This window comes from Sandarakinorhabdus sp. (genome assembly GCF_051860625.1).
Classification (GTDB): Bacteria; Pseudomonadota; Alphaproteobacteria; order Sphingomonadales; family Sphingomonadaceae; genus Sandarakinorhabdus.
This window is the reverse complement of the sequence record NZ_JBHYDQ010000007.1, coordinates 157,520-181,795: the sequence shown is the minus strand read 5'-3', so window position 1 is coordinate 181,795 and position 24,276 is coordinate 157,520. Positions and strand designations below refer to the sequence as shown.

Sequence of the window (24,276 nt, the reverse complement as noted above, 5' to 3'; positions counted from 1 at the left end):
AAGGCCGCAGAACGATCGGTCGAAGCCACTTGGCGACGCATCGGATCCCTCCTCGACAGCTTCCCGCCACACGAGTGTGCCAACTACCTCAGAAACTCAGGCTATGCTTCAATCTAAATGCAATCGAGTCTAGTTGTTCCGCCGCGCCAGATATTGCCAGAGGATGCCGCGCTGGATTTCGTTGGTGCCGGCATAGATTGATCCGGCGCGGTCGTTGAAATATTTGGGCAATGCCTTGGCCGCCCAGGTCGGGCCGACCCCCAGCCCGTCGGCGGGCGCGGTGAAATCGGGCACGGCGCCGCCCGGCAGCGTCAGGTGCGGCTGATAGACGGGGGCATAGGGCAGGGCGGCTTCCACCTCCAGCTCGGTCAGGCGCTGGCTGAGTTCGGTGCCGAGGATTTTCAGCGCAGACGCCATCGGGCCGGGGGCGGCGCCATTCGACAGGCCGGCGTTGAATTGCAGTTCCAGCGCATCGAGCGCCTCGATCTCCATGCGCAGATTGGCGATGCGGCCGTTCATGGTGGTGGGCAGATTGGCTTCGGCGAGGTGGCGCTGCAGGGTGGCAACGCGCTGCACCATCGACGGCGCATAGGCATGGCCGCCGCGTTCGAACTCCATCAGATATTTGGCCACCGTCCAGCCGTCATCGATGCGGCCGACCACGTTTGCCACTGGCACACGCACATCATCGAACATCACCTGATTCTGTACATGCTCACCGGAGAGCGAGATGATCGGGCGCACGGTGACGCCGGGGCTGCGCATGTCGATCAGCAGGAAGGTGATGCCCAGTTGCGGCTTTTCCAGCCGGCTGGTGCGCACCAGGCAGAAAATCCAGTCGGCGTGGTGCGCGTGCGTCGTCCAGATCTTGGCGCCGGTGCAGACGAAATCATCGCCGTCACGTTCCGCCCGCATCTGCAGCGAGGCGAGATCGGAGCCTGAATTGGGTTCGCTATAGCCCTGGCACCAGAACTCGTCGCCGGCCAGCATGGGCGGCAGGAAGCGGCGCTTCTGTGCATCGGTGCCATAATGCAGCAGCACCGGCCCGCACATGCCCAGCCCCATGGGTGACAATGGCGGCGCGCCGGCCATGGTGGTTTCACGGGCGAAGATGTAACGGCGGGCGACGCTCCAGTCGCAGCCGCCCCAGGCCGTTGGCCAGCTTGGCGCCACCCAGCCCTTTGCGTGCAGTTTCTTCTGCCACGCCAGCGCGATGTGCGGCGGGGCGTAGACGCTGGTCATGCCGGCAGCGGCGGCGCGCAGATCGGGGGTGAGTTCGCTGGCCAGAAATGCGCGCACCTCGTCGCGGAAAGCCAGATCGTCGTCGCTCCAGTTCAACTGCATCGCCATTCTCCCTAGGTGACGAGTGTCGCCGGGGCGGACAGCAGCGCCACTGTCATTGTTCCCAGTCCCGCACCCGCAAGCCGGCTTCGAACATGCCGCGCAGCCGAAGCCGGGGGCCGAGGAAGCGGTAGAAGAACCAGTCCTTCGCCACATACGGCGTCAGCGCATAAAGCAGCCGCTCGGTGAGGTTCCAGCGGACATGGCCTTTCACCGTGCGGCGCGGGGCGGGCCAGCAGACATGATCGGCGGCGTGGGTGAGGCGGCCCTGCTTGCAGATGCGGTGGATGAGTTCGTGATCATAGAGCACGAACGGCCAATCTTCGTTCTTGGGCCCGCCGGCGGCGAGCAGGGGCGCGATGCGGAAACATTGCCCGAATGTGCCGGTGTGGCCCTGGCCGGTGAGCAGGCTGGCGGTGATCGCCATGCGGTGCCGGATCAGGATATTCTTCGGCGCGTCGTACGGCCCGTAGATATCGAAGGCCTGCACGCCAACAATGCGCTTGTCGGTGCCGAGCAGCGCATCGGCGCGGCTGATGTAATGCGGTGGGTAGAAAGTGTCGGCATCCCAATAGGCGATGTTCTGGGCGCCCATCTCCTGCGCGATGGCCGTGCCCTTGCGCAGCGCAAACGTGTGGCCTTGGCTGGTTTCGCTGACCAGCATGGCGCGGGGGTGGCCGGCAATGGCGGCTGCGACCAGTGCCGCGCTGCCGTCGGTGGAGCCATTGTCCACACAGATCAGCATCACGTCATCGCGGTCCTGCGCCAGCGCGCATTGGATGGTGGGCGCGATGAAGCGCTCCTCGTTGTAGAAGGCAATGACGATTGCCCATCGGGGGCGGAAGGCGCTGGCCATGGCATGCCGCCATAGAGGCGTGGCGCTTGACCGGCAAGCCATCGCCCCGCAGACGGTGGGCCGATGTCTGGGGGCACCAACCTGTCGATCACGCGCACGCTGCCGCTGCGGCCGGTGTTTATCGTCACCATCCTCACCGGCAGCTTCCTGCTGTTCCTGGTGCAGCCGCTGTTCGGGCGGGTGGTGTTGCCGGTGCTGGGCGGGTCTCCGAATGTGTGGAACACGGCGATGCTGTTTTACCAGGCGGCGCTGCTCGGCGGCTATGTCTATGCGGACCGGCTGCAGCGCTGGCCGGTGCGGCGCCAGGTGCTGGTGCATCTCGGGCTGTTCGCTCTGGCGGCGCTCACGCTGCCAGTCGGGATGGCGGGGTGGTATCCGGCGGCGGGTGGCATGGACCCGCAATTTTGGCTGATCGGGCTGTTATGCGTGTCGATCGGGCCACTGTTTTTCGTGGTGTCCGCCCAGGCGCCGCTGCTGCAGGCCTGGTTTGCGCGCACCGACGATGCGGCGGCGGCCAATCCCTATTTTCTCTATGCCGCGTCCAATCTCGGCAGCTTTGCCGCGCTGATCGCCTATCCGTTGCTCGTCGAGCCGCTGGCGGGACTGTCGGCGCAGCGCTGGGCCTGGTCGGGCGGGTTTGTGGTGCTGGCCGGGTTGACGGCAATCAGCGGCCTGCTGGCGCGCGAGGGCGCCGCGCAGGTGGCGGTGGCGGCGCCGGTCATTCCGCTGCGTCGCCGGCTGCATTGGGCGCTGCTGGCGGCGGTGGCGTCGGGGTTGCTGCTGTCCACCACCACGCATCTGACCACCGATATCATGGCGATGCCGCTGCTGTGGGTGGTGCCGCTCGCGCTCTATCTGCTCAGCTTCGTGGCGGTGTTTTCCAGCGCCGGGCCGCGGCTGACGCGGCTTGCACGCGAACTCACCGCGCCTGCGCTGGTGCTGCTGGGCAGTTGGGCGTGCCTTGCCGGCGGCGGGCCGGGCGTGGCGACCCTGTTTGCGCTGGCCGGCTTGCTGTTGTTGCTGCTGTTGTGCGTGGCGCTGCACGGCACGCTGGCGGCGGACCGGCCGGAGGCGGCGGGGCTGACCAGCTTTTACCTCTGGATGTCGCTGGGTGGCGCGCTGGGCGGGCTGTTCTGCGCGCTGATCGCGCCGCTGATCTTCCCCTGGCCGTGGGAGCATCCGCTGCTGCTGCTGGCGGCCGCCGCATTGCTGCCCGGTCGGCCGTGGAACGAACGTGCCGGCGAACCGGTGGTGCGCACCGTGATGCTGATCGGGGTGGCGGCCTTGTGCTGGGCGGCGGCGACCCGGTTCCAGTTCGCGGCGCTGGATGTCAGCAACGCCTGGCCGCTGACATCGATGCTGGCGGTGGGAATCGCCGCCACGCTTGCGCTGCTGCTGATCGGCCGGCGCTGGTCATTCGTGGTCGCGCTGGCCTGCCTGATGCTGGCGCTGGGCGGTGCGGTGCAAGTGCAGACCGATCTGCAGGCCAAGCGCCAGCGCAGTTTCTTCGGGGTCTATACGGTCGATCCGCGGCCGCGGGCCGGCTATGTCGCGCTGCTGCACGGCACCACCATGCACGGGGCGCAATCGCTGAACCCGTGGCTCGCTGCCGAACCGATGACCTATTATCTGCGCGATGCCGGCATCGGCCGCGCACTGGCGTTGATGGATGGGGATGCCCGCATCGGCATTGTCGGGCTCGGCACTGGCACCTTGGCTTGCCATGCCAAGCCGGGCCAGCGCTGGACCGCGTGGGAGATTGATCCGCTGGTGGTCGATATTGCCCGCACCCGTTTCAGCTATATTTCGCGCTGCCAGCCCGACATGGGTATCGTGGTCGGCGACGCGCGGCTGACGCTGGCGCAGGCGGCGCCGGGTGGGCTTGATCTGCTGGCCATCGATGCTTTTTCGTCGGACGCCATTCCGCTGCATCTGATGACGGCCGAAGCGTTTGCGCTTTATGGCCGGGCGTTGGCCGATGACGGCCTGCTGCTGGTGCATATCTCCAACCGGTTCCTCGATCTGGAACCGGTTCTGGCGGGAATCGCACGGGATGGCGGCTGGCAGGCCCGGGTGCTGCAACTGCCGCCGCCGCGCAGCGAGGGTGCCGGCTGGATCGTGGCCGGATCGACCTGGGTGGCGTTGAGCCGCGATTCGGCCGGGATGGACGCGCTGGTGGCGGCCGGCGGCGATTGGCGGGCGCTGGCGGCGCGGCCGGGCCTGGGCGTGTGGCGCGATGATTTTGCCAGCGTGCTGCCCGCGCTGCGCTGGCGGCGTGATTGAGAGTTGGCGTGAAGCGCCATGAAGGACTGCCGGCGCGATCTTTCCAGCAAGCGCGAGCCATACTGAACTTGTTTCAGGACCAGCTGGATGCATGCCGTGAAAATCGAGCAGGACTCGCGGCCCACCCTATGGATCCTGAAACAAGTCAAGGATGACTGGTTTCGCTTCTTGATATTCTGGCGCTGATGTGACCGCCCGGTAGCAAGGGCGCAGGGTTGCCGCGCGGTAATGTGGGGGATAGGAATGGCGTTCATGGATCGCGCGCCCTCTCATCCTGCCTTGAGCCAAGGCGTGCACCCGTTTCCGCATGATCATCTGCTCGGCATCGCGCAATTGAAGCCGTGGGAAATTGCGTTCCTGCTCGATGAGGCGGAGCAGTGGGTGGAAATGAACCGGGCCAGAGCCGCCAAGCATGACGAACGGCTGCGCGGGCTGACGCAGATCAATGCGTTTTTCGAGAACAGCACGCGCACGCTGTTGAGTTTCGAGATTGCCGGCAAGCGGCTCGGCGCCGATGTCGTCAATCTGGGTGTGTCGGGATCGAGCCTGAAAAAGGGCGAGACCTTGCTCGATACGGCGCTGACGCTGAACGCCATGCACCCGGACATGATCGTGATCCGCCACGGCGCGTCCGGCGCGGTGCAGTTGATTTCGGAGAAGGTCGATTGCCCGGTGCTCAACGCGGGCGATGGCCGGCATGAACACCCGACGCAGGCGCTGCTCGATGCCTTGACCATCCGGCGCCGCAAGGGCCGCATCGCCGGGCTGCGCGTCGCGATTTGCGGCGACATCTTGCACAGCCGGGTGGCGCGATCGAATTTCCAGTTGCTGGCCAGCCTGGGCGCCGAGGTGCGCGCCGTCGCGCCGCCGACCCTGCTGCCCGACGGTCTGGATGGCTATGCCGTCACCAGTTTCACCGACATGGATGCCGGGCTGGCCGGCGCGGATGTGGTGATGATGCTGCGCCTGCAGACCGAGCGGATGGAGGGCGCCTATGTGCCGTCCCCGCGCGAATATTATCGTTTCTATGGCCTGACCGAGGCACGGCTGGCGCGGGCGGCCAGTGATGTGCTGGTGATGCACCCTGGCCCGATGAACCGCGGCGTCGAGATCGAAAGCGCGATTGCCGATGATATCGTGCGCAGCGCGGTGAGCGAGCAGGTCGAGATGGGCGTCGCAGTGCGCATGGCGTGCCTGGATGTGCTGACGCGCCGCCGGCGCGGCGTGGAAGGCTGGGCATGACGCCCGCACCGCCCATCGCCATCATCAACGGCCGGGTGATCTGCCCGGGCAGCGGGCATGATGGTGTCGCGACCCTGTATCTGGAAGGCCGCAAGGTCGCCGGCATCGGCCAATCCGAACCGCCCAGCCATGCCCAGGTGATTGATGCGGCCGGTCTGGTGGTGGCGCCGGGCATCATCGATGTGGGCGTGTTCCGCGCGGCGCCGCAGGCCTGCCATGTCGGTGGCATCACCCGCGTCGTGCTGATGCCCGATCAGTCGCCGCCGCTCGATGATCCGGCGCTGGTGGCCTATGCGCAAGGCTCCGGCAAGCCCGACGTGTGGGTGCATCCGCTGGCTGCCGCGACGCGCGGGCTGCTGGGCACGGAGCTGGCCGAAATCGGCCTGGCGCAGGCCGCCGGCGCGGTGGGCGTGGCCACCGGGCGCAGCGCCATTGCCGATGCCCGCGTGATGCAGCGGCTGCTGGCCTATGCCCGCGCCTTTGGCCTCACCGTGGTGTCCCATGCCGAGGATGCAGGCCTGACCGCCGGCGCGGTGGCGACCAGCGGCGAATATGCGACCCGGCTCGGCCTGGCATCCGCCCCGGCCTATGCGGAAAGTCTGGCGATCATGCGCGATTGCCGGCTGGCCGAAGCCACCGGTGCAGCGCTGCACATTCGCCAGGTGACCACCGCCGAAGGGCTGGATGCGCTGCGCGCGGCCCGTGCGCGCGGCGTCGATGTGACCGCGGGCATCACGCCGGCGCATCTGCTGCTGAACGACATGGCGGTGTCGGGTTTCCGCAGCTTTGCGCGCCTGTCGCCGCCGCTGCGCGACGAGCGGGACCGGCTGGCGGTGATCGAGGGCGTGCGCGACGGCGTGATCGACATATTGGCGTCGGGCCATGATCCATTGAGCCAGGAAGACAAGCGCCAGCCCTTTGCGGAGGCGCGGGCCGGGATGGCGGGCGCCGAAACATTGCTGGCGCTGGGCCTAGGCCTGGTGCGCGAGGAAATCATCGATTTGCCGCGCCTGGTGGCGATGCTGAGTATAAATCCGGCCCGCCGTTTTGGGCTGGTCGCCGGAACGCTGCAACTCGGCGCACCGGCGGACATTGCGGTCTTTGATGAACACGCCCCGTGGCGTATCGACGGCCGAATGTTCCACGGCGCTGGCAACACGCCGTTCGACGGCCTGCCCACCGCCGGCCGGGTTCGGATGACATTCAAGGGCGGAGAGTTGGTTTGGCAGTGTTGAAGGCGATTGGCGCATTGATGGTGCTGGCCCTTGTGGCCAGTGACCCGGCGCTCGCCGCCCCCCGCAAGACGAAAAAGGGCGCGGCCGTGCGCCGCCCGGCCGCAGCAGCGCCGGTGCGCGCCGAACCGCCGCCGCCGTCGGTGCGCCAGGGCGTCGAATTGTGGCGGGCCGGCAAATGGGACGATGCGGTTGCGATGTGGCAGCCATTTGCCACCAGCGGCGATGCCGATGCGATGTTCAACATGGGCCAGGCCTATAAATTGGGCCGCGGCGTGGTGCTGGACAAGGAGGTCGCCCGTGACTGGTATCGCCGCGCCGCAGTGAAGGCGCATCTGCCGGCGCAGGCCAATCTGGGCATCCTGTTGTTCCAGATCGGCGAGAAAGATGAATCCGTGCGCTGGCTGAAATCGGCGGCGGATCGCGGCGAGATGCGGGCACAATATGTGCTGGGCATCGTGCACTGGAATGGCGATGGCGCGGCAAAGTCCATGCCGCTGGCCTATGCCTATCTGGTGCGCGCCGCTGCTCAGGGCCTGCCGGAAGCCACCAAGGCGTTGAACGAGCTGAGCCAGGTCATCCAGCCGCTGGATCGCGCCAATGGTTGGCAGATCGCCACCGCGCTGGCCAACAGCAATATCGTGCCGGCGCAATTCCAATCGGCGATTGCGCCGCCGCCGATGGATGCACCCAGCACGCCGCCGCCGCCGGTGACGCTGGTAAGCGGGCAGGACGGGACGCCGCAGCCGGGCAGCAGCCCGAGCACCGCCGCGCTGAATGCAGCGGCCTTGCAGGCGGTGACCGGTGGTTCCGACAGTGAGACGGCAATGGACTCGTCGCCGTCACCCGCCACAGCGCCGCCGCCAGCACCGACACCGGTTCGCGTTGCCGAAAAGCCCGCCGCAAAACCAGCGCCGCCGGCGCCCAAGGAAACCGGCTGGCGCATCCAGTTGGGCAGCTACCCCAACCAGAAAACTGCGATGGACGCCTGGACCAAGCTGGCCGCCGCGCAAAAACAGGTCGTGAAGGGCCTGAAGCCCAATGTCAGCCGCTATGGCAATTTATATCGCCTGCAGGTCGGGCCGTTCCCGACCCGCAACGAAGCCCGCGACGGATGCAAGAAGCTGGAGATTGGCAAGAACGGCTGTTTCGCGGTGGATATCGGGGACTGAGCAACAAGTTTGCATTATTTTGCAAATCTGCCTATCGGCCCCCATCTGTCCGCATTGGCCGGCGGAGGCAGGAGCTCGGCATGTCAGGACAGGGGCCCGGATCGGAAGTCTGGGCAGCAAAACATCTGCGGCTGGCCGTCGAAGCGGCCGGGGTGGCGCTGTGGTCCTGGAATGTGGAAACCAACCGGCTGACGATGGACGAACGTGCCTTCGAACTGTGGGGCATGGATTGGGCGCCTGAGGTGAGTTTCGAGTTGTTGTCGGGCCATATCCACCCGGCTGATCAGGATCGGGTGCGCCTGGCGTTCGAAGCGACACGATTGACCACAGGGCCGTTCGAGATCGATTTCCGCATCAATGTGGATGACGCCGTCCGCTGGGTGTCGGCGCGCGGCGAGGGCGGCGATGAAGGGATCATCGACAGCACGATGTTCGGGGTGTTCCTGGATGTGACGGAGCGCAAGCAGGCCGAGGAAAGCAATGAATTGCTGGCCGGCGAGATGAGCCACCGGGTGAAGAATCTGCTGTCGATCGCCACCGGGCTGACCAACATCAGCTATCGCAGCGCCAGCACCACGCACGACATGGCGGCCGGATTGACCGATCGGTTGGTGGCACTGGGGCGCGCGCATGATCTGGTGCGGCCGCAGCCGGGATCGGATGACAGGGTGGCGCTGCTCGGCGATCTGATTTCGGTGCTGCTGGCACCTTATGATCAGGGCGACGCCGATGATCGCCACATCAAGGTGGCGGTGGGCCGGATCGGCGTGGGCGAGGCGGCGGCGACCACCATGGCGATGGTGATTCACGAGCTGGCGACCAATTCGCTGAAGTATGGCGCGCTGTCGTGTCCGAAAGGGCGGCTGGAGGTAAAGACGCAGGACGATGGCGACGAAATGCTGCTGCTGACCTGGGCGGAAAGCGGCGGCCCGGAAATCACGTCCGTCCCCAGCTTGCACGGCTTTGGCAATCAGATGGTCGAGCGCAGCCTGAACCAGCAGTTCGGCGGGACTCTGCAATATGACTGGCAGCGGACCGGCCTGGTGGCGTCGCTGACTCTGCGCAAGGACCGGCTGGCGATTTGATGGGGATGTGCTGACTGGTTTCCAAGCTCGTCACCCCGCGCTTGACGCGGGGTGACGCTTTGGTTGGACCGCTTTCCTCAGGCCGCCGCCTGCACCGCCACGCCCGGCCATTTTTCCCACAGTTTCGCCCGTCGCACCGCCACTTCGTCACGCGCCTTGTCCTTCACCGGGCCGAAGCCGCGCACGTCCAGCGGCAGGCGGGCAATGGCCAGCGCCAGGCCGATGTTGGCGGGGTTCACGTCGGTGATCAGGCGGTCGATTTCGGCTTCGTAGGCGGTAATGTCTTCGCGTTCGTGGCGGCGTTCTGCGCTGGAGCCAAACGGATCGAGGGCAGTGCCGCGCAGGCCCTTCAACTTGGCGAGTATGCCGAACGCGGTGAAGATCCATGGGCCGAAGCTGATCTTCTTGGGCCGGCCCGTGGCGGGATCGATGCGGCTGATCAGCGGCGGGGCGAGCAGCACGCGCGGCTTGCCGCCGCTGAACTGCGCGTCGTACGCGGCGCGGAAGCGGCCATCGCTGTAGAGGCGGGCGACTTCATATTCATCCTTGTAGGCCATCAGCTTGTAGAGGCTCTTGGCCACCGTTTCGCCCAGCCCATCGCCGCCGGCCGTGCGGGCGCGGTCGACCATGGTGCGGAAGCGGGCGGCATAGGCCGCGTCCTGATAGGCGCTCAGATCGGCTTCGCGCCGCGCGATCATTTCGTCCAGCGTTGTTGCCGGCGGTTCCGGCTGCGGGCCACGCGTCGCCTCCACCAGCGCCAGCACCTGATCCGGCCGGGTGGCGAGCAGCCGGCCGAGCGAAAAGGCGCGCTTGTTGAACGGGATGGCAACGCCGTTGAGATCAATGGCGGCCTCGATGCTCTGGCGCTTCAGCGGGATCAGGCCCTTTTGCCAGGCATAGCCCATCAGCAGGATATTGCTGCCGATGGCATCGCCCAGCAGCGCGGTGGCCACCGTGTCGGCCGCGACGAAATCGCAGGCGTTGGGGTTGCTGGCCTTGCGAATGGCGCGTTCAACGGCAGCGGTGCGGAAATCATAATCGCGGTTGCGCACGAAATCGCTGGTCGGCGCGATGTCGGCATTGGCCACCACGGCAGTGCGGTCCGGCACCATCAGCGTCTGTGTCGGCTTGTCGGCTGCCACTACCGCGTCGCAGGCCAGCACCAGATCGGCATTGCCGGCCATGATGCGCGGGGACAGGAGATCGTCAGCCGATGCTGCGATGCGGACATGGCTGTACACCGCGCCGCCCTTCTGGGCGAGGCCGGCCATGTCGGCCGTGGTGCTGGCCAGCCCCTCGATATGGGCGGCGGTGCCGAGCAGCGCCGAGACGGTGAGCACGCCAGTGCCGCCAATGCCGGTGACCATGATGTTGTAACCGCCGCCTGGCGCCGGCGGGTGGGGTTCCTCGATGCCGTCAAGCGAGAATTCTGCTGAGGATTTCTTCACCTCCGCGCCGTCGATGGTCACGAAGCTGGGGCAGAAGCCCTTCACACAGCTGTAATCCTTGTTGCAGCTCGACTGGTTGATGCGGCGCTTGCGGCCGAATTCGGTGTCGAGCGGCTCGACACTGACGCAGTTGGACTGCACCGAACAATCGCCGCAGCCTTCGCAGACGGCGGGGTTGATGAAGATGCGGCGGTCGGGATCGACCATCAGCTTGCGCTTGCGGCGGCGGCGCTTTTCGGCGGCGCAGGTCTGATCGAAGATGATCACGGTGCAGCCGGGGGTGGCGGCGAATTCCTGGCTGATTTCCGGCAGATGGCTGCGATCGAGCAGGCGCACGGCGCTGGGGATGGTCACGCCCCCCTTAGCCTTGTTGTAACGGTCCAGATCCTCGGTGAGGATCACCACCTTCTTCGCATGTTCGGCCAGCATCTGCTGGGCGATCTGATCGACGCCCAGCTCGCCGTCATGCTTCTGGCCGCCGGTCATGGCGACGGCATCGTTATACAATATCTTGTAGGTGATGTTGACGCCGGCCGCGATCGACTGGCGGATGGCGAGCAGGCCGGAGTGAAAATAAGTGCCGTCGCCGAGATTGGCGAACACATGCTTCTCGCCCACGAAAGGCGCTTCGCCGACCCAGGTGACGCCTTCGCCGCCCATCTGGGTGAAGGTTTCGGCGCGGTCCATCCACATCGCCATGATGTGGCAGCCGATGCCGGCCAGCGCGCGGCCGCCTTCGGGCGGCTTGGTGCTGGTGTTGTGCGGGCAGCCCGAACAGAAATAGGGCGTGCGCTTCACCGGCGTTTCGTGGAGGGCGGATTTGCCGGCCTGATCGCGGAAGAAGGCCAGCGCGGCGGCAATGCGCGGCGTGTCGTGGAAATGCTGCAGGCGCGCGGCAATCACATTGGCGATGACGCCCGGCGTCAGTTCATTGTCGGGGCTGAGCAGCCAGTCGCCGCGCTCGTCATGCTTGCCCACCACGCGCGGGCGCACGCTTGTCCGCCAGTTGTAGAGCTGCCATTTCAACTGATGCTCGATGAATTCGCGCTTTTCCTCGATGACAAGGACTTCCTCCAGCCCTTCGGCAAAGGCGCGGATGCCGTCGGGCTCCAGCGGCCACGGCATGCCGACCTTGTACACCCGCAGGCCGATGGCGGCGGCAACCGTCTCGGTGATGCCGAGTTCGTACAAGGCCTCCATCGTGTCGGCATGCGCCTTGCCGGTGGTGACTATACCAATGCGCGGGGCGGGTGAGTCCCACACCATGCGGTCGATGCCATTGGCCTTGGCAAAGGCCAGCGCGGCAAAGCCCTTGTAGCGTTGCAGGCGGGTGTCTTCCTCCCGCCAGATGTCGCCGGGGCGGATATGGACGCCGCCATCGGGAAATTCGAAATCGGGGATGATGATGCGGCGGTTCTCGCGGGCCAGATCGATGGTGGCGCTGGTTTCCACCGTGTCGGCAGTGGCCTTGAAGCCGACCCAGGTACCGGCAAAACGGCTCATGGCGATGCCCAGCAGGCCATATTCGACGAATTCCTGCACGCTTGAGGGGCTGAGGAAGGGCACGAAGGCGGCCTGGAAATTATGGTCGCTCTGGTGGGGCAGGGTGGAGGATTTGGCGCCATGATCATCGCCGACAATCGCCAGCACCCCGCCATATTGCGATGTGCCGGCGGCATTGGCGTGCTTCAGCACATCCATGGCGCGATCGAGGCCCGGCCCCTTGCCATACCAGATGCCGAACACGCCATCGCGCGTGGCCTTGGCGTTCAGCGCGACATGCTGCGTGCCCCACACCGCGGTGGCGCCCAGTTCCTCGTTCACGCCGGGGACGAAATGCACATCCTGTTCGGCCAGGAATTTCTTGGCGCGCCACAATTCCTGATCATAACCGCCCAGCGGCGAACCACGATAACCGGAGATGAAGCCGGCGGTATTCAGCCCGGCGGCGGCATCGCGCCATTTCTGCACCAAGGGCAGCCGCACCAACGCCTGCACGCCGGACATGAACACGCGGCCATCGCGGAAGCGATATTTGTCATCCAGGCTGACCGGCGGCATATTTGCGACCATGGTCGCTCCTTGTGCTGTGACTCAGGAAATATGGGTCAATAATACTGTCCTTTTTCGCGCCACGCAAGCAGGCGTGGGCAGAGCGGGCAGACGATGCTAGCGGTGGGCCTGTGAGCCTGACAATTGCCAGTTACAATATTCACAAAGCTGTGGGCGCTGATGGCCGACGGGTGCCGCAGCGCATCCTCGATGTGCTGGATGAAATCGGCGCCGATGTGGCGCTGCTGCAGGAGGCCGATACGCGGTTCGGCGTGCGCACCTCGGTCCTGCCGGCCGAACTGCTGCATGCGCACGGCTGGCAGGTGGCGCCGCTCGGCACGAATGCCCAGGCGCTGGGCTGGCATGGCAATGCCGTGCTGGTGCGGCGCGGCGCGGCGCTGACCCACAGCGCGACGATCACCCTGCCGGCGCTGGAGCCGCGCGGCGCGGTGCTGGCCGATGTGGCGCATGGCAATCACACGCTGCGGCTGGTGGGTGCGCATCTTGATCTCAGTGGTTTCTGGCGCGCCCGGCAGACGCGCGCCATGGTGGCCGCGGTGGCCCGTGCACCGGCCAATCCGCCGGAGCTGGTGATGGGCGATTTCAACGAATGGCGCGCTGGTGGCCCGGCGTTGGCCGAACTGGCGCGGCAGTGGCGCGAGATCCGCCTGCCGGCCAGCTTCCCGGCGCGGCTGCCGCTGGGGCGGCTGGACCGGGCCTTTGCCCATGCGGCATTGAATGTCGCCGACGCCGGCGTGCACGCCACGGCACTGGCCCGCGCTGCGTCGGATCATCTGCCGATCTGGGTGCGCATCGATGGCGATTGAATTGCTGATCGCCGTGCTGGTGGCTGTGCCGGTCGCGCTGCTGGCGTTCGTGCTGTGGTTGCAAAGGCCGTGGCCGGGCGATGGCGGCGAATATGGCGGGGTGATCGGCCCGGCCACGCAAGGCCCGCTTGCCGATCTGCTGGCACCGGCGCTGGCGGCCCATGACGATTCGAGTGGCGTGCGGCTGCTCGATGATCCCACGCAGGCGATGGCGATGCGGCTGCTGCTGATCGCGCAGGCCAGCCAGTCGATCGATGCGCAATATTACATCATCAAGGATGACGAGGCCGGCCATCTGTTTCTGGACCGGCTGGCCGAAGCAGCGGCACGCGGCGTGGCGGTGCGGCTGCTGGTGGATGATCATGGCACGGGGGCGATGGATGGCCGGCTGGCGGCGCTGGATGCGGTGCCGGGCGTGCAGGTGCGGATTTTCAACCCGTTCCGGCTGCGCCGGGTGCGCAAGCTGAATCTGGTGCTGAATTTCACCCGGCTGCACCGGCGCATGCACAACAAATGCCTGTGCGTGGATGGGCTGGCGGCGGTGGTGGGCGGTCGCAACATCGGCGAGGATTATTTCGACGTGAATTCACCCACGTTGATGGCCGATCAGGATGTGCTGGCCGTGGGGCCGATCGTTGGCGATGTCGAGGCAATGTTTGCCGATTACTGGAACAGCGATGTGGTGCGGCCACTGGGCGAACCGGTGCCCGGATCACCGCGCGTGGGCCAGGTGCCGACCGGCCCGTGCCGCCGCGTGTGGGAAGATGCCGCCGCCGATCCGCAAACCGCCGCCCTGATCGATCATCCCGATGATTTCGAATGGACCCGCGTGCAATTGTTCAGCGATCCGCCGGAAAAGACGCTGGGCGAGGCCGAAACATCGGCGCTGATCCTGCCCCGCCTGCTGGAGGTGATCGCGCCGATCGAGCGCCGCGTGCAATTGGTCAGCGCCTATCTGGTGCCGCCGTCGCGCCAGGTGGAGGCGTTTGCCGATCTGGTGGGCAAGGGGGTGCGGATCGACATCCTGACCAACAGCTTCACATCCAACGATGTCGTGCTGGCCCATGTCTGGTATGCGCCATGGCGGCGGCCGCTGCTGCGCGCCGGGGTCTCGTTGTGGGAATTGCGCGGCAAGGAAGGCAAACGCGCCAGCCTGGGCCTGGTGCCGCAGCGGCTGCGGCGGCGCAACACCGGGCCAAACAGCAGCAGCTTTTTCCGGGCCAGCGCCAACGGCCTGCATGCCAAATTGTTCGTGGTCGATGGCCGGTGGCTGTTTGTCGGATCGATGAATTTCGATGAACGATCGCTGCGGATCAACACGGAGATGGGCTTTCTGATCAAGTCGCAGCGGCTGGCGGCGCATGTATCGGACGGGCTGGATGAACGCCTGCCGCGCATCGCCTGGGCGGTTTGCGAGCAGGATGGCGCGCTGGTGTGGCGCGAAGGCGACCGCCTGCTGCACCCCGAACCGGGCACCAACGCGGCGCGGCGGGTGGCGGTATGGTTGCTGGGGAAATTGCCCCTCGGGCATTTGTTCTAGGCATCTCTTCTAGGCTTGCGCTGCACCAGTTGATTTGATATTTCGGCATTTATGGAAGATTCATCTGCCATCGATGCCTTTGCCGCCCTGTCGCAGCCGACCCGGCTGGCGGTGTTCCGCGCGCTGGTGCAGGCCGGGCCGGATGGCGTGGCCGCCGGCGCGCTGGCGGAACTGGTCGCAGTGCCGGCCTCCACCTTGTCGTCGCATCTGAAATTGCTGGAACATGCCGGCCTGGTTACCTCGCGGCGGCTGTCGCGCAACATCTTTTACGCCGCCCGTTACGACACGGCGCGCGCCCTGATCGCTTTTCTGATGGAGGATTGCTGCGCAGGCCATCCTGCCATCTGCGGCCCTGTCTCGACCTGCGCCTGAGGAGCAAGATATGAAGCGTTTGCATGTGCATGTTGGCGTCAGCGATCTGGCGGCGTCCATCCAGTTCTATTCCACCATGTTCGGCGCCGCGCCGAGCGTGGAAAAGCCGGATTATGCCAAGTGGATGCTGGAAGATCCGCGGGTCAATTTCGCGATCAGCCAGGGCCGCGATACCGGTGGAGTGTCGCACCTTGGCGTGCAGGTGGAAACCGCCGACGAACTGGCCGAAGTGAGCGCGCGGCTGGCGGCGGCCGGCCGTCCGGTGCTCGATGAAGGCGCCACCACCTGCTGCTATGCCAAATCGGAAAAAAGCTGGATCAGCGATCCCGATGGCGTGGTGTGGGAAGCGTTCCATACCACTGGCGAGGCAACCAGCTATGGCACGTCGCCAGCGCTGGGCAGCCTGGCGGTCGAAGCGCCCTGCTGCGTGCCCGACGCGGTGGAGTTGGCCCCAGTCAAATCCGGCTGCTGCTGATCTTTCATGAACATATTGTTCCTGTGCACCGGCAATTCGGCGCGCTCGATCCTGGGTGAGGTGCTGCTGAGCCATCTGGGCGGCGGCGCGTGGCGGGGTTGGTCGGCGGGGTCCAATCCCGCCGGCCGGGTCAATCCGTTCGCGCTCGAATTGCTGGCAGCGAAGGGGCATGATATCAGCGACTTGCGATCGAAGCGCTGGGATGAATTTGCCGCCGCCGATGCGCCGCCGATGGACATCATCATCACCGTATGCGCCTCGGCTGCCGGCGAGGCGTGCCCGGTGTGGCCCGGCCATCCGCTGACCAGCAACTGGCCGATGCCCGACCCGGCGGCGCATGATGGTGATGCGGCGCGGGCAGCCTTTGCCGAGACTTATGCGGTGCTGCACCGGCGGCTGTCGGCGCTGGTGGCGCTGCTGCCCGCAGACATCACCAAGGCCGCGCTTGATCGGATTAGGGCCGCATGACCACCGCAACCATGCGCCTGCCGCTTTTCGAACGCCTGCTCTCCGTTTGGGTATTCGCCGCCATCCTCGCCGGCGTCGCGCTCGGCCTCGCCGCGCCGGGCCTGTTCGGCGCACTGGCGGGTATGGAGGTGGCCAGCGTCAACCTGCCGATCGCCGTGCTGATCTGGGCGATGGTGTTCCCGATGATGGTCGGCGTGGAATTCAGCGGCATCGCCGGTGCGTTCAAGCAGCCGCGGGGCCTGATCATCACGCTGACGGTGAACTGGCTGATCAAGCCGTTCACCATGGCGCTGCTCGGCATCGCGTTCTTCCGGTTCGCCTTTGCCGATCTGATCGCGCCGGCCGATGCCGATCAATATCTCGCCGGGCTGATCCTGCTTGGGGCCGCGCCGTGCACCGCCATGGTGTTCGTCTGGTCGCAGTTGGTGAAGGGCGACCCCAATTACACGCTGACGCAGGTCGGCGTGAACGATGCGATCATGGTGGTGGCCTTCGCGCCGATCGTGGCGCTGCTGCTTGGTGTCACCAATCTGGTGGTGCCGTGGGAGACGTTGCTGCTCTCCACCATATTGTATGTCGTGCTGCCGCTGGTCGCCGGCATCATCGTGCGCCGCAGCCTGCTGGCGCGCGGCGGAGAGGCGGCATTGGCCGGGTTTCAGGCACAGGCGCGGCCGTGGTCGATGATCGGGTTGATCGCCACCGTGCTGCTATTGTTCGGCTTCCAGGCCGGCACCATCGTGGCGCAACCGATCACCGTGGCGCTGATTGCGGCGCCGATCCTGTTGCAATCCTATCTGATCTTCGGCCTGGCCTATGCCGCCGCCTGGGCCTGGCGGGTGCCGCATGCGGTGGCGGCGCCGTGCGCGCTGATCGGCACGTCGAATTTCTTCGAACTCGCCGTCGCGGTGGCGATTTCGCTGTTCGGGCTGGGTTCGGGTGCAGCGCTGGCGACGGTGGTCGGCGTGCTGGTCGAGGTGCCGGTGATGCTCAGCCTGGTCGCCTTCGCCAACCGCACCCGCCGCGCCGTGGAGGCACGCGCGGCGGGGCTTAGCTGAGCCCCTCGATCCGCCCTTCGCCGTCCAGATGAATCCCGATGGCCGACGGCAATTTCGGCAACCCCGGCATGGTGGCGATATCGCCGGCCAGCGCGACGATGAAGCCGGCGCCGGCGGCGAGACGCAGTTCGCGGATGGGCAGGTCGTGGCCGGTGATGGCGCCGCGGATTTTTTCATCTGCCGTGAAGCTGTAGGGGGTCTTGGCGAGACACACCGGCAGGGTGGCAAGGCCTTCGGCGCGCAAGGCGGCAAGCTGCTTCTGGGCAGCCGGGGATAATGTGACGCTGCCGGCACGGTGGATTTTCGTCGCCACGATGGTCAGCGCATCGAGCACGTCGCTGCCGGTGGCGTAGAGCGGCGTGAAGCCCGCGTGCGGGTCGGCATTGGCGTCGGCCAGCGCGGCGACGCTGCGGGCAAGGTCCTCGGCACCTTCCGGTCCATCGGCCCAGTGGCGGCAGAGATGGGCGGGGACGTGCAGCGTGTCGGCGCAGTGGCCGAGAACCTGGGTGTGTTCCTCGGCGTGGTCGCTGGTGAAGGCGTTGATGGCGACAGCCACCGGCAAGCCGAAGCTGCGCAGATTTTCGACATGGCGGGCCAGCACCTCAAGGCCGCGGGCCAGCGCGGCCGGGTCGGGCATGCCGAGCTCGGCCAGCGCCATCCCGCCATGATATTTCAGCGCGCGCACCGTGGCGACGACCACGGCCACGGCCGGGGCCAGCCCGGCGGAACGGCACTTGATGTGGCAGAATTTTTCGGCGCCCAGGTCGGCACCGAAGCCGGCTTCGGTGACAGCGAATTCGCCCAGTGCCAGCGCCGAGCGGGTGGCGATCACGCTGTTGCAGCCGTGGGCGATGTTGGCGAACGGGCCGCCGTGAATCAGCGCCGGGGAGCCGTGGATGGACTGGACGAGGTTGGGCTGCATCGCCTCCAGCAAAAGCGCCGCCATCGCGCCGGCCGCACCGATATCACCGGCGGTGACGGGGTTGCCGGCGGTGTCCCTGGCGACACGGATGCGCGCCAGCCGCGCCTGCAGATCGCTCACATCATCGGCGAGGCACAGGATCGCCATCACTTCCGACGCCACGGTGATGTCGAAGCCCGTCTCGCGCAGCGGGTGGTTGCCCGTCCCCATGCCCGACACGATGCTGCGCAGGGCGCGGTCGTTCATGTCCAGCACCCGCCGCCAGCTGATGCTGCGCGGGTTGATGGCCTGGCCCGACGGCATGGCGACGTTGAAATGCACCGCATTGTCGATCATCGCGGCCAGCAGATTGTGCGCCGAGGTGATGGCGTGGAAATCGCCGGTGAAGTGCAGGTTGATCTTCTCCATCGGCAGCACCTGCGCCTGGCCGCCGCCCGTCGCGCCGCCCTTGCGGCCGAACACCGGGCCCAAGGATGGCTCCCGCAGCGCGATCACCGCGCGCCGGCCAATGCGGTTCAGAGCATCGGCCAGCCCGATGGTAGTGGTGGTCTTGCCTTCGCCAGCCGGGGTGGGGTTGACCGCCGTCACCAGCACCAATTTGCCAGCCGGGCGGGTGCGCAGATCAGCCAGCGTGGCCGTCGCCAGCTTGGCGATATGGTGCCCGTGCGGTTCGATGGCGGCTTCGGCCAGGCCGATGCTGGCCGCGATGTCCCGGATGGGGCGCAATGTCGCTGCCCGCGCGATTTCAATGTCCGATGCCATGATTCCCCGCCATATGGCCGTTGTTGAGCCTGCCTGAACCGCCTACACGGCAGCAGGGCTGGCGCAAAGGAGCGTGTGGAGCGCGATGTTGGACTTCTCTGATGCCTTGGCGTTGGCGCGCTTCCAGTTCGCCTTCACCGTGTCATTCCATTTCATCTTCCCGGCCTTTTCGATCGGATTGGCCAGCTATCTTGCTGTGCTGGAAGGCCTGTGGCTGAAAACCGGCCGCGACGTCTATCTGCAATTGTTCAAATATTGGCTGAAGATCTTCGCCATTGCGTTCGGCATGGGCGTCGTGTCCGGCATCGTCATGGCTTATCAGTTCGGCACCAACTGGTCGGCATTCTCGGACAAGGCGGGGCCGGTCATCGGGCCGCTGATGGCCTATGAAGTGCTGTCGGCCTTCTTCCTTGAATCCGGCTTTCTGGGCGTCATGCTGTTCGGGCTCGACCGCGTCGGCAAGAAACTGCATTTCGCCGCCACCTGCCTGGTGGCCTTCGGCACCACCATCTCGGCCTTCTGGATCATCGTGGTCAACAGCTGGATGCAGACGCCGCAAGGCTATGGCATTGCTGCCAATGGCCAATTTTACGCGACAAGCTGGCTGGAGGTGATCTTCAACCCGTCCATGCCGTATCGGCTGACGCACACCTTGCTGGGCGCCTATCTCACCACGGCCTTGGTGGTCGGCGCGGTGGGGGCATATCATCTGCTGAAGGATCGCAAGTTCGGCCGGGTGGCGCAGCCGGCGACGAAGATCATGTTCGGCATGGCCATGGGCATGATCGCCGTCACCGCGCCGCTGCAGGTGCTGGCCGGGCACGAGCATGGCGTGAACACGCTGGAACATCAGCCCGCCAAGATCGCCGCGCTGGAGGGCCATTATGAAAGCCATGATCGCGCCGCTCCGCTGATCCTGTTCGGCGTGCCCGACGACAAGGCGCAGGAAATGCACTACAAGCTGGAGATCCCGGCGATCGGCAGCCTGATCCTGCAACATGATTTCGAAGCGCCCACCATGGGCCTCGACAAGGTGGCGCCGGAAAATCGCGCCAAGGTCGCCTTTCCGTTCTATGCCTTCCGCATCATGGTCGGGCTTGGCATGGTGATGCTGCTGCTTGGGATGTGGGCGGGCTATAATGCGTGGCGCGATCGGCTGTACGACAGTGTCTGGCAGCACCGGCTGGCCCTGGCGATGGGGCCGGCGGGGTTTGTCGCCGTACTGGCCGGGTGGATCACCACCGAGACGGGCCGGCAGCCGTTCACGGTGTTTGGCCTGATGCGCACCGCCGAAAGCGCTTCGCCCTTGGCGGCGCCCGCGGTGGCGGCATCGCTGCTGGCGTTCATCGTCGTCTATTTCTTCGTGTTTGGCGTGGGCACCTGGTTCATCCTGAAACTGATGGCCAGCGAACCGACCCCGGCCGAACAGATGCCCGATCCCGAACAGGCCGCCGACGTGGGCAGCCTGCCGCCGGATGCGCCGTTCGGTTTCCAGTTGGCCGAATGAGATGCTGCCCGATCCAACCCTGACGCTGATCTGGGCCGGCATCATCGGGCTGGCGATCTTCGTCTATGTCGTCACCGATGGGTTTGATCTGGGCATCGGCATATTGTTCCCGGTGATGGCGCCAGGGGCGGAGCGGGAAACGGCAATCGCCACCATCAAGCCGGTGTGGGACGCCAATCAGACCTGGCTGGTGCTGGGTGGTGGCGGCGTGTTTGCGGCGTTTCCGCTCGCCTATGCGATATTGATGCCGGCGGTTTATGCGCCGCTGATCATCATGTTGCTGGGCCTGATCTTTCGCGGTGTGGCCTTCAAGTTCCGGTCGCGCACCACGCGTATCTGGCTGTGGGATTTCGCGTTTTTCGCTGGCTCCACGCTGGCGGCTTTCTGCCAGGGCGTGATCCTGGGGGCCGTGCTGCAGGGCGTGAAAGTGTCGGGCCGCAGCTATGCCGGCGGCTGGTGGGACTGGCTGTCGCCCTTCTCGCTGCTCACCGGCGTGTCGGTGGTGGCGGCCTATGCGCTGCTGGGGTCGTGCTGGCTGATCTGGCGCACGACGGGTGCCGTGCAGGATCATGCCTATCGCATGGCGTGGCGCGGCGGCGCGGCCAGCATCGCGGCGGTCGGCGCCGTGAGTCTGGCGACGCCGTTCCTCAACCATGATTATTTCAGCCATTGGTTCGAAGTGCCCGGGCTCTATTATTCGGCGCCGGTGCCGATCCTGGTGGCGGTGACGTCCGTCTTCTTCGTTCGCGCGCTGAGGCGCCGGGCCGAAGTGGCGCCGTTTTTCCTGGCGCAGGCGCTGTTCCTGCTCACCTTCATCGGGCTGGGCATTTCGATCTTTCCGTGGGCGGTGCCGGGGCAGGTGACGATCTGGCAGGCCGCCACCGTTGCCAATGCGCAAAGCTTCATGCTGGTCGGTGTCGGCCTGCTGCTGCCGGTGATCCTGGGCTATACCGGCTATGCCTATTGGCTGTTCCGCGGCAAGGTCGAGGCCGAGGGTTATGTCTGAACCCGACCCAAAGCCGCCCCTGTCGGGCCGGCTGTTGTGGTTTGTCGCCCTGTGGGGCGCCGGCGTGGCCGTGGTCGGCACGATTTCCCTTTTGCTGCGCGCCTGGCTGCTGGGCTGATCCCTTACCGTCACCACACGGCCGTTCTGTCACGGCTTTGCAAAATATATTTCGAAATGGTTGCGATTTTGCTTGCCAAATCCTTAACGCGACGTAAATTTTGCTCTGCGAGGGAACGAGTCGGGGTAACAGCGCATTGATCCAGCGGGTTACGCATTGATCCAGAGGGTCCGCGGCGTTGTGATTTGGGAGCAGGGTGATGGTGGCAAATGCAACAGCAGTCTGGCTCATCGTCAGCGGATTTGTTTTCCTCTGTGTTTTCAACTTCCTGCCCGCGGCGGTGGCTTATGTGAACGGCCATCCCGACAAGCATCTGCTGGCCGTGCTCAACATCGTGTCGCTGTTTTCGTTCGCGCTGTGGATCGCGTTGATGGCTTGGGCAGCGACCGGCAGCAATGATCACCCGCTGATCCAGCGTTTTGTCGGCACCCCGCAGAAGCGCAAGCGGCTGGTGGCGTCGGTGGTGGTGCTGGTGCTCGCTGGCTTTGCCGGCACGGCGATGTCGCTCGATCTGATCTGATTTCACCACAGCGCCTGAAAACGGCTGGCGGCCCCCACGGGTTCGCCGGCCGTTTTCGTTGCGGGCACGTCGCGACAAATGCGGCCAGCCTTTTGCGGGGCTTTGTTGCCTTGCGCTGCCCGGTCACACTGCTATACGCGTCCGCTTCCAGCCCCGGGTGCGGGCGTGGCGGAATTGGTAGACGCGCCAGATTTAGGTTCTGGTGTCGAAAGACGTGGGGGTTCGAGTCCCTTCGCCCGCACCAGTGGCCGTCGCCGGCGCGCGGACCAGATTCTGACCACCAAACAGACGGGTTTTTCGATGCAAATTGCCGAAATCACCAACCAGGGCCTGCGCCGCGCTTATTCGCTGGTGATCCCCGCCGATACGATTGCCGCCAAGGTGGATGCCCGCCTTGCCGAAGTGTCCAAGACCATCAAGATGCCGGGGTTCCGCCCGGGCAAGGTGCCGCCGAACCTCGTCAAGAAAATGCATGGCGCTGCCCTGCGCGGCGAAGCGCTGCAGGCGGCGCTGAACGATGGCGTCAATCAGGTGCTCGCCGATCATGGCCTGCGCCCCGCCACCCAGCCGCAGGTCGATGTCGATGGCGAGCTGGCCGATGATGGCGATGCCCGCTTCACGGTCAGCATGGAAGTGCTGCCGACGATCGAGGATGTGAAGATCGACGAACTGGCGCTGGAAAAGCTGGTGGTCCCGGCCGACGATGTCGCCATGGACGCAGCGCTCGGTCGCCTGGCCGAATCGTCGCAGCGCAGCGAGCCGGCCGCCGAAGGCCATGCCGCCGCCAGCGGTGACACGGTGGTGATCGATTTCGAAGGCAGCGTGGCCGGCGTGCCGTTCGATGGCGGCAAGGGCGAAGGCATGCGGGTCACGATTGGTTCCGGCCAGTTGATCCCCGGCTTCGAAGACCAGTTGGTCGGTGCCGTCGTGGGCGATGCGCGCACCATCAAGGTGACCTTCCCGGCCGATTATGGTGCCGCCAATCTGGCCGGCAAGGACGCCGAATTCGCCGTGACCGTCACCGGCGTCGAAGTGCCGACCGAAACCGCGCTGGACGATGAATTCGCCAAGGGCTTCGGCCTCGACAGCCTGGATGCGCTGAAGGAAATCCTGAAGGATCAACTCGATACCGAACTGGGCGGCCTGTCGCGCACCCACATGAAGCGCAAGCTGCTCGACACGCTGGCGGCGCGCCATGATTTCGATGTGCCGGAATCGATGGTCGATGCCGAATTCCAGCAGATCTGGGAAACGCTGGAAGCCGAAGCTGCCAAGGACGCCGATCCGGAGGGCTCGCGCGCGCAGATCGAGACCGAGCGTGAGGATTATCGCCGCATCGCCGTGCGCCGTGTGCGCCTGGGGCTGCTGCTGTCGGAAATCGGCCAGCGCAACGGCATCACCGTCAGCCAGGCCGAAATGAATCGCCTGATCGGCCAGGAAGCCGCGCGCTATGCCCCGGCCGAACAGCAGAAGGTGGTGAAATTCTTCCAGGAAAACGCCATGGCCGCCATGCAGCTGCGCGCGCCGCTGTATGAAGACAAGGTCGTCGATTTCCTGATCGGCAAGGCCGAGATCACCGAACGCACCGTGACCCGCACCGAGCTGGAAGCCGCGATCGAAAGCGAAGATGAATCGCCGACCGGCGCAGCCCATGGCCATGCCGGGCATGTGCACGGCCCGGATTGCGATCACGATCACGACCATGATCATGATCACGCACCTGCCAAGCCCAAGAAAGCCGCCGCCAAGAAGGCCAAGGCTGCTGAACCGGCTGCTGCCGAAGCCGGCGCCGAGCCAGTGGTCGAAGACGCCGCTGCCGAGCCGGTGAAGAAGGCCCCGGCCAAGCGCACCAAGAAGGCCGAAGCCGCTGCCGAGCCGGTTGCCGCTGGCGAAGATGCCGCGGCCGAGCCTGCACCAGCCAAGCCGAAAAAGGCCGCCAAGAAGTCCGCCTGACGTAATTGTCAGCACCGCAGGGCCCCGCCGGCACCGCCGC

The 24,276-nt window shown here is 65.8% G+C and carries 20 protein-coding genes, 1 tRNA gene and 1 pseudogene; 18 read left to right on the top strand and 4 right to left on the bottom strand.

Features of this window, described 5'->3' with window-relative positions; translation table 11 throughout:
* A pseudogene (locus ACTIEZ_RS08790) lies at positions 1–117 on the top strand (IS630 family transposase); the annotation flags it as partial.
* 12 nt (positions 118–129) lie between these two features.
* On the opposite strand, the gene ACTIEZ_RS08785 reads toward ACTIEZ_RS08790, so the two are convergent.
* Both ACTIEZ_RS08785 and ACTIEZ_RS08780 read right to left on the bottom strand, forming a co-directional pair.
* The gene (locus tag ACTIEZ_RS08785) at positions 130–1,350 is read right to left on the bottom strand and encodes an acyl-CoA dehydrogenase family protein (protein ID WP_439546289.1); all 1,221 of its coding nucleotides are present in this window, start codon (positions 1,348–1,350) and stop codon (positions 130–132) included.
* Between the two features lie 46 nt (positions 1,351–1,396).
* Positions 1,397–2,197 carry a glycosyltransferase family 2 protein gene (locus ACTIEZ_RS08780; RefSeq protein ID WP_439546288.1) on the bottom strand — a complete coding sequence of 267 codons (801 nt, stop codon included), beginning with the start codon at positions 2,195–2,197 and terminating at the stop codon, positions 1,397–1,399.
* A 63-nt stretch (positions 2,198–2,260) separates the two neighbouring features.
* Here ACTIEZ_RS08780 and ACTIEZ_RS08775 point away from each other — a divergent pair, with 63 nt between their 5' ends.
* The 5 genes from ACTIEZ_RS08775 to ACTIEZ_RS08755 all read left to right on the top strand — a co-directional run bounded on the left by ACTIEZ_RS08775 (position 2,261) and on the right by ACTIEZ_RS08755 (position 9,211).
* Positions 2,261–4,480, top strand: coding sequence for a fused MFS/spermidine synthase (locus ACTIEZ_RS08775; protein WP_439546287.1), 2,220 nt, complete (start codon positions 2,261–2,263; stop codon positions 4,478–4,480).
* Between the two features lie 252 nt (positions 4,481–4,732).
* On the top strand, positions 4,733–5,722 hold the full coding sequence (locus ACTIEZ_RS08770) for an aspartate carbamoyltransferase catalytic subunit (RefSeq protein WP_439546286.1): 990 nt from the start codon (positions 4,733–4,735) through the stop codon (positions 5,720–5,722).
* Positions 5,719–6,957, top strand: a complete 1,239-nt coding sequence (locus tag ACTIEZ_RS08765; RefSeq protein WP_439546285.1) for a dihydroorotase — start codon at positions 5,719–5,721, stop codon at positions 6,955–6,957. Before ACTIEZ_RS08770 ends, ACTIEZ_RS08765 begins: the two co-directional genes overlap by 4 nt.
* A 17-nt stretch (positions 6,958–6,974) precedes the next feature.
* A complete protein-coding gene (locus tag ACTIEZ_RS08760) occupies positions 6,975–8,126 on the top strand; it encodes an SPOR domain-containing protein (RefSeq protein ID WP_439546284.1) in 1,152 nt (383 codons plus the stop codon).
* Positions 8,127–8,206: 80 nt separating this feature from the next.
* Entirely contained in the window at positions 8,207–9,211 is a 1,005-nt protein-coding gene (locus tag ACTIEZ_RS08755) for a sensor histidine kinase (RefSeq protein WP_439546283.1), read from the top strand.
* A 77-nt stretch (positions 9,212–9,288) separates the two neighbouring features.
* Here ACTIEZ_RS08755 and ACTIEZ_RS08750 read toward each other — a convergent pair whose 3' ends face one another.
* On the bottom strand, positions 9,289–12,732 hold the full coding sequence (locus ACTIEZ_RS08750) for an indolepyruvate ferredoxin oxidoreductase family protein (protein WP_439546282.1): 3,444 nt from the start codon (positions 12,730–12,732) through the stop codon (positions 9,289–9,291).
* A gap of 110 nt (positions 12,733–12,842) precedes the next feature.
* Here ACTIEZ_RS08750 and ACTIEZ_RS08745 point away from each other — a divergent pair, with 110 nt between their 5' ends.
* From ACTIEZ_RS08745 to arsB, 6 genes are read left to right on the top strand one after another with little or no spacing between them, the layout of a single operon-like run.
* The gene (locus ACTIEZ_RS08745; RefSeq protein ID WP_439546281.1) at positions 12,843–13,538 is read left to right on the top strand and encodes an endonuclease/exonuclease/phosphatase family protein; all 696 of its coding nucleotides are present in this window, start codon (positions 12,843–12,845) and stop codon (positions 13,536–13,538) included.
* The gene (locus tag ACTIEZ_RS08740; protein WP_439546280.1) at positions 13,528–15,078 is read left to right on the top strand and encodes a phospholipase D-like domain-containing protein; all 1,551 of its coding nucleotides are present in this window, start codon (positions 13,528–13,530) and stop codon (positions 15,076–15,078) included. Before ACTIEZ_RS08745 ends, ACTIEZ_RS08740 begins: the two co-directional genes overlap by 11 nt.
* A gap of 51 nt (positions 15,079–15,129) precedes the next feature.
* Positions 15,130–15,450 carry an ArsR/SmtB family transcription factor gene (locus tag ACTIEZ_RS08735; protein ID WP_439546279.1) on the top strand — a complete coding sequence of 107 codons (321 nt, stop codon included), beginning with the start codon at positions 15,130–15,132 and terminating at the stop codon, positions 15,448–15,450.
* Positions 15,451–15,460: 10 nt separating this feature from the next.
* Positions 15,461–15,925 (top strand): ArsI/CadI family heavy metal resistance metalloenzyme, encoded by a 465-nt coding sequence (locus ACTIEZ_RS08730; RefSeq protein WP_439546278.1) that lies wholly within the window; start codon positions 15,461–15,463, stop codon positions 15,923–15,925.
* 6 nt (positions 15,926–15,931) lie between these two features.
* On the top strand, positions 15,932–16,393 hold the full coding sequence (locus ACTIEZ_RS08725; RefSeq protein WP_439546277.1) for an arsenate reductase ArsC: 462 nt from the start codon (positions 15,932–15,934) through the stop codon (positions 16,391–16,393).
* Positions 16,390–17,448: an ACR3 family arsenite efflux transporter gene (arsB, locus tag ACTIEZ_RS08720; protein ID WP_439546276.1), complete on the top strand. Its 1,059-nt coding sequence runs from the start codon at positions 16,390–16,392 to the stop codon at positions 17,446–17,448. Before ACTIEZ_RS08725 ends, arsB begins: the two co-directional genes overlap by 4 nt.
* Here the strand turns inward: arsB and ACTIEZ_RS08715 are convergent.
* Positions 17,441–19,132 (bottom strand): formate--tetrahydrofolate ligase, encoded by a 1,692-nt coding sequence (locus ACTIEZ_RS08715; protein ID WP_439546275.1) that lies wholly within the window; start codon positions 19,130–19,132, stop codon positions 17,441–17,443. The genes arsB and ACTIEZ_RS08715 overlap by 8 nt on opposite strands.
* An 85-nt stretch (positions 19,133–19,217) precedes the next feature.
* Here ACTIEZ_RS08715 and ACTIEZ_RS08710 point away from each other — a divergent pair, with 85 nt between their 5' ends.
* The 6 genes from ACTIEZ_RS08710 to tig all read left to right on the top strand — a co-directional run bounded on the left by ACTIEZ_RS08710 (position 19,218) and on the right by tig (position 24,236).
* On the top strand, positions 19,218–20,639 hold the full coding sequence (locus ACTIEZ_RS08710) for a cytochrome ubiquinol oxidase subunit I (RefSeq protein ID WP_439546274.1): 1,422 nt from the start codon (positions 19,218–19,220) through the stop codon (positions 20,637–20,639).
* A 1-nt stretch (position 20,640) separates the two neighbouring features.
* Entirely contained in the window at positions 20,641–21,645 is a 1,005-nt protein-coding gene (gene cydB, locus ACTIEZ_RS08705; RefSeq protein ID WP_439546273.1) for a cytochrome d ubiquinol oxidase subunit II, read from the top strand.
* Positions 21,638–21,763, top strand: coding sequence for a DUF2474 domain-containing protein (locus tag ACTIEZ_RS08700; protein WP_439546272.1), 126 nt, complete (start codon positions 21,638–21,640; stop codon positions 21,761–21,763). The genes cydB and ACTIEZ_RS08700 overlap by 8 nt, the downstream gene beginning before the upstream one ends.
* A 199-nt stretch (positions 21,764–21,962) precedes the next feature.
* Positions 21,963–22,283, top strand: a complete 321-nt coding sequence (locus tag ACTIEZ_RS08695; RefSeq protein ID WP_439546271.1) for a superinfection immunity protein — start codon at positions 21,963–21,965, stop codon at positions 22,281–22,283.
* 159 nt (positions 22,284–22,442) lie between these two features.
* Positions 22,443–22,527: transfer RNA gene (locus tag ACTIEZ_RS08690), tRNA-Leu, on the top strand.
* Positions 22,528–22,583: 56 nt separating this feature from the next.
* The gene (gene tig / locus ACTIEZ_RS08685) at positions 22,584–24,236 is read left to right on the top strand and encodes a trigger factor (protein ID WP_439546270.1); all 1,653 of its coding nucleotides are present in this window, start codon (positions 22,584–22,586) and stop codon (positions 24,234–24,236) included.
* Positions 24,237–24,276 lie beyond the last annotated feature (40 nt).

What these genes read in the sequence shown, in the direction of transcription:
- ACTIEZ_RS08785 (WP_439546289.1), bottom strand. Translation starts at nt 1,350, where the DNA reads ATGGCGATGCAGTTGAACTGGAGCGACGACGATCTGGCTTTCCGCGAC.
- ACTIEZ_RS08780 (WP_439546288.1), bottom strand. Translation starts at nt 2,197, where the DNA reads ATGGCCAGCGCCTTCCGCCCCCGATGGGCAATCGTCATTGCCTTCTAC.
- ACTIEZ_RS08775 (WP_439546287.1), top strand. Translation starts at nt 2,261, where the DNA reads ATGTCTGGGGGCACCAACCTGTCGATCACGCGCACGCTGCCGCTGCGG.
- ACTIEZ_RS08770 (WP_439546286.1), top strand. Translation starts at nt 4,733, where the DNA reads ATGGATCGCGCGCCCTCTCATCCTGCCTTGAGCCAAGGCGTGCACCCG.
- ACTIEZ_RS08765 (WP_439546285.1), top strand. Translation starts at nt 5,719, where the DNA reads ATGACGCCCGCACCGCCCATCGCCATCATCAACGGCCGGGTGATCTGC.
- ACTIEZ_RS08760 (WP_439546284.1), top strand. Translation starts at nt 6,975, where the DNA reads ATGGTGCTGGCCCTTGTGGCCAGTGACCCGGCGCTCGCCGCCCCCCGC.
- ACTIEZ_RS08755 (WP_439546283.1), top strand. Translation starts at nt 8,207, where the DNA reads ATGTCAGGACAGGGGCCCGGATCGGAAGTCTGGGCAGCAAAACATCTG.
- ACTIEZ_RS08750 (WP_439546282.1), bottom strand. Translation starts at nt 12,732, where the DNA reads ATGGTCGCAAATATGCCGCCGGTCAGCCTGGATGACAAATATCGCTTC.
- ACTIEZ_RS08740 (WP_439546280.1), top strand. Translation starts at nt 13,528, where the DNA reads ATGGCGATTGAATTGCTGATCGCCGTGCTGGTGGCTGTGCCGGTCGCG.
- ACTIEZ_RS08735 (WP_439546279.1), top strand. Translation starts at nt 15,130, where the DNA reads ATGGAAGATTCATCTGCCATCGATGCCTTTGCCGCCCTGTCGCAGCCG.
- ACTIEZ_RS08730 (WP_439546278.1), top strand. Translation starts at nt 15,461, where the DNA reads ATGAAGCGTTTGCATGTGCATGTTGGCGTCAGCGATCTGGCGGCGTCC.
- ACTIEZ_RS08725 (WP_439546277.1), top strand. Translation starts at nt 15,932, where the DNA reads ATGAACATATTGTTCCTGTGCACCGGCAATTCGGCGCGCTCGATCCTG.
- arsB (WP_439546276.1), top strand. Translation starts at nt 16,390, where the DNA reads ATGACCACCGCAACCATGCGCCTGCCGCTTTTCGAACGCCTGCTCTCC.
- ACTIEZ_RS08715 (WP_439546275.1), bottom strand. Translation starts at nt 19,132, where the DNA reads ATGGCATCGGACATTGAAATCGCGCGGGCAGCGACATTGCGCCCCATC.
- ACTIEZ_RS08710 (WP_439546274.1), top strand. Translation starts at nt 19,218, where the DNA reads ATGTTGGACTTCTCTGATGCCTTGGCGTTGGCGCGCTTCCAGTTCGCC.
- cydB (WP_439546273.1), top strand. Translation starts at nt 20,641, where the DNA reads ATGCTGCCCGATCCAACCCTGACGCTGATCTGGGCCGGCATCATCGGG.
- ACTIEZ_RS08700 (WP_439546272.1), top strand. Translation starts at nt 21,638, where the DNA reads ATGTCTGAACCCGACCCAAAGCCGCCCCTGTCGGGCCGGCTGTTGTGG.
- ACTIEZ_RS08695 (WP_439546271.1), top strand. Translation starts at nt 21,963, where the DNA reads ATGGTGGCAAATGCAACAGCAGTCTGGCTCATCGTCAGCGGATTTGTT.
- tig (WP_439546270.1), top strand. Translation starts at nt 22,584, where the DNA reads ATGCAAATTGCCGAAATCACCAACCAGGGCCTGCGCCGCGCTTATTCG.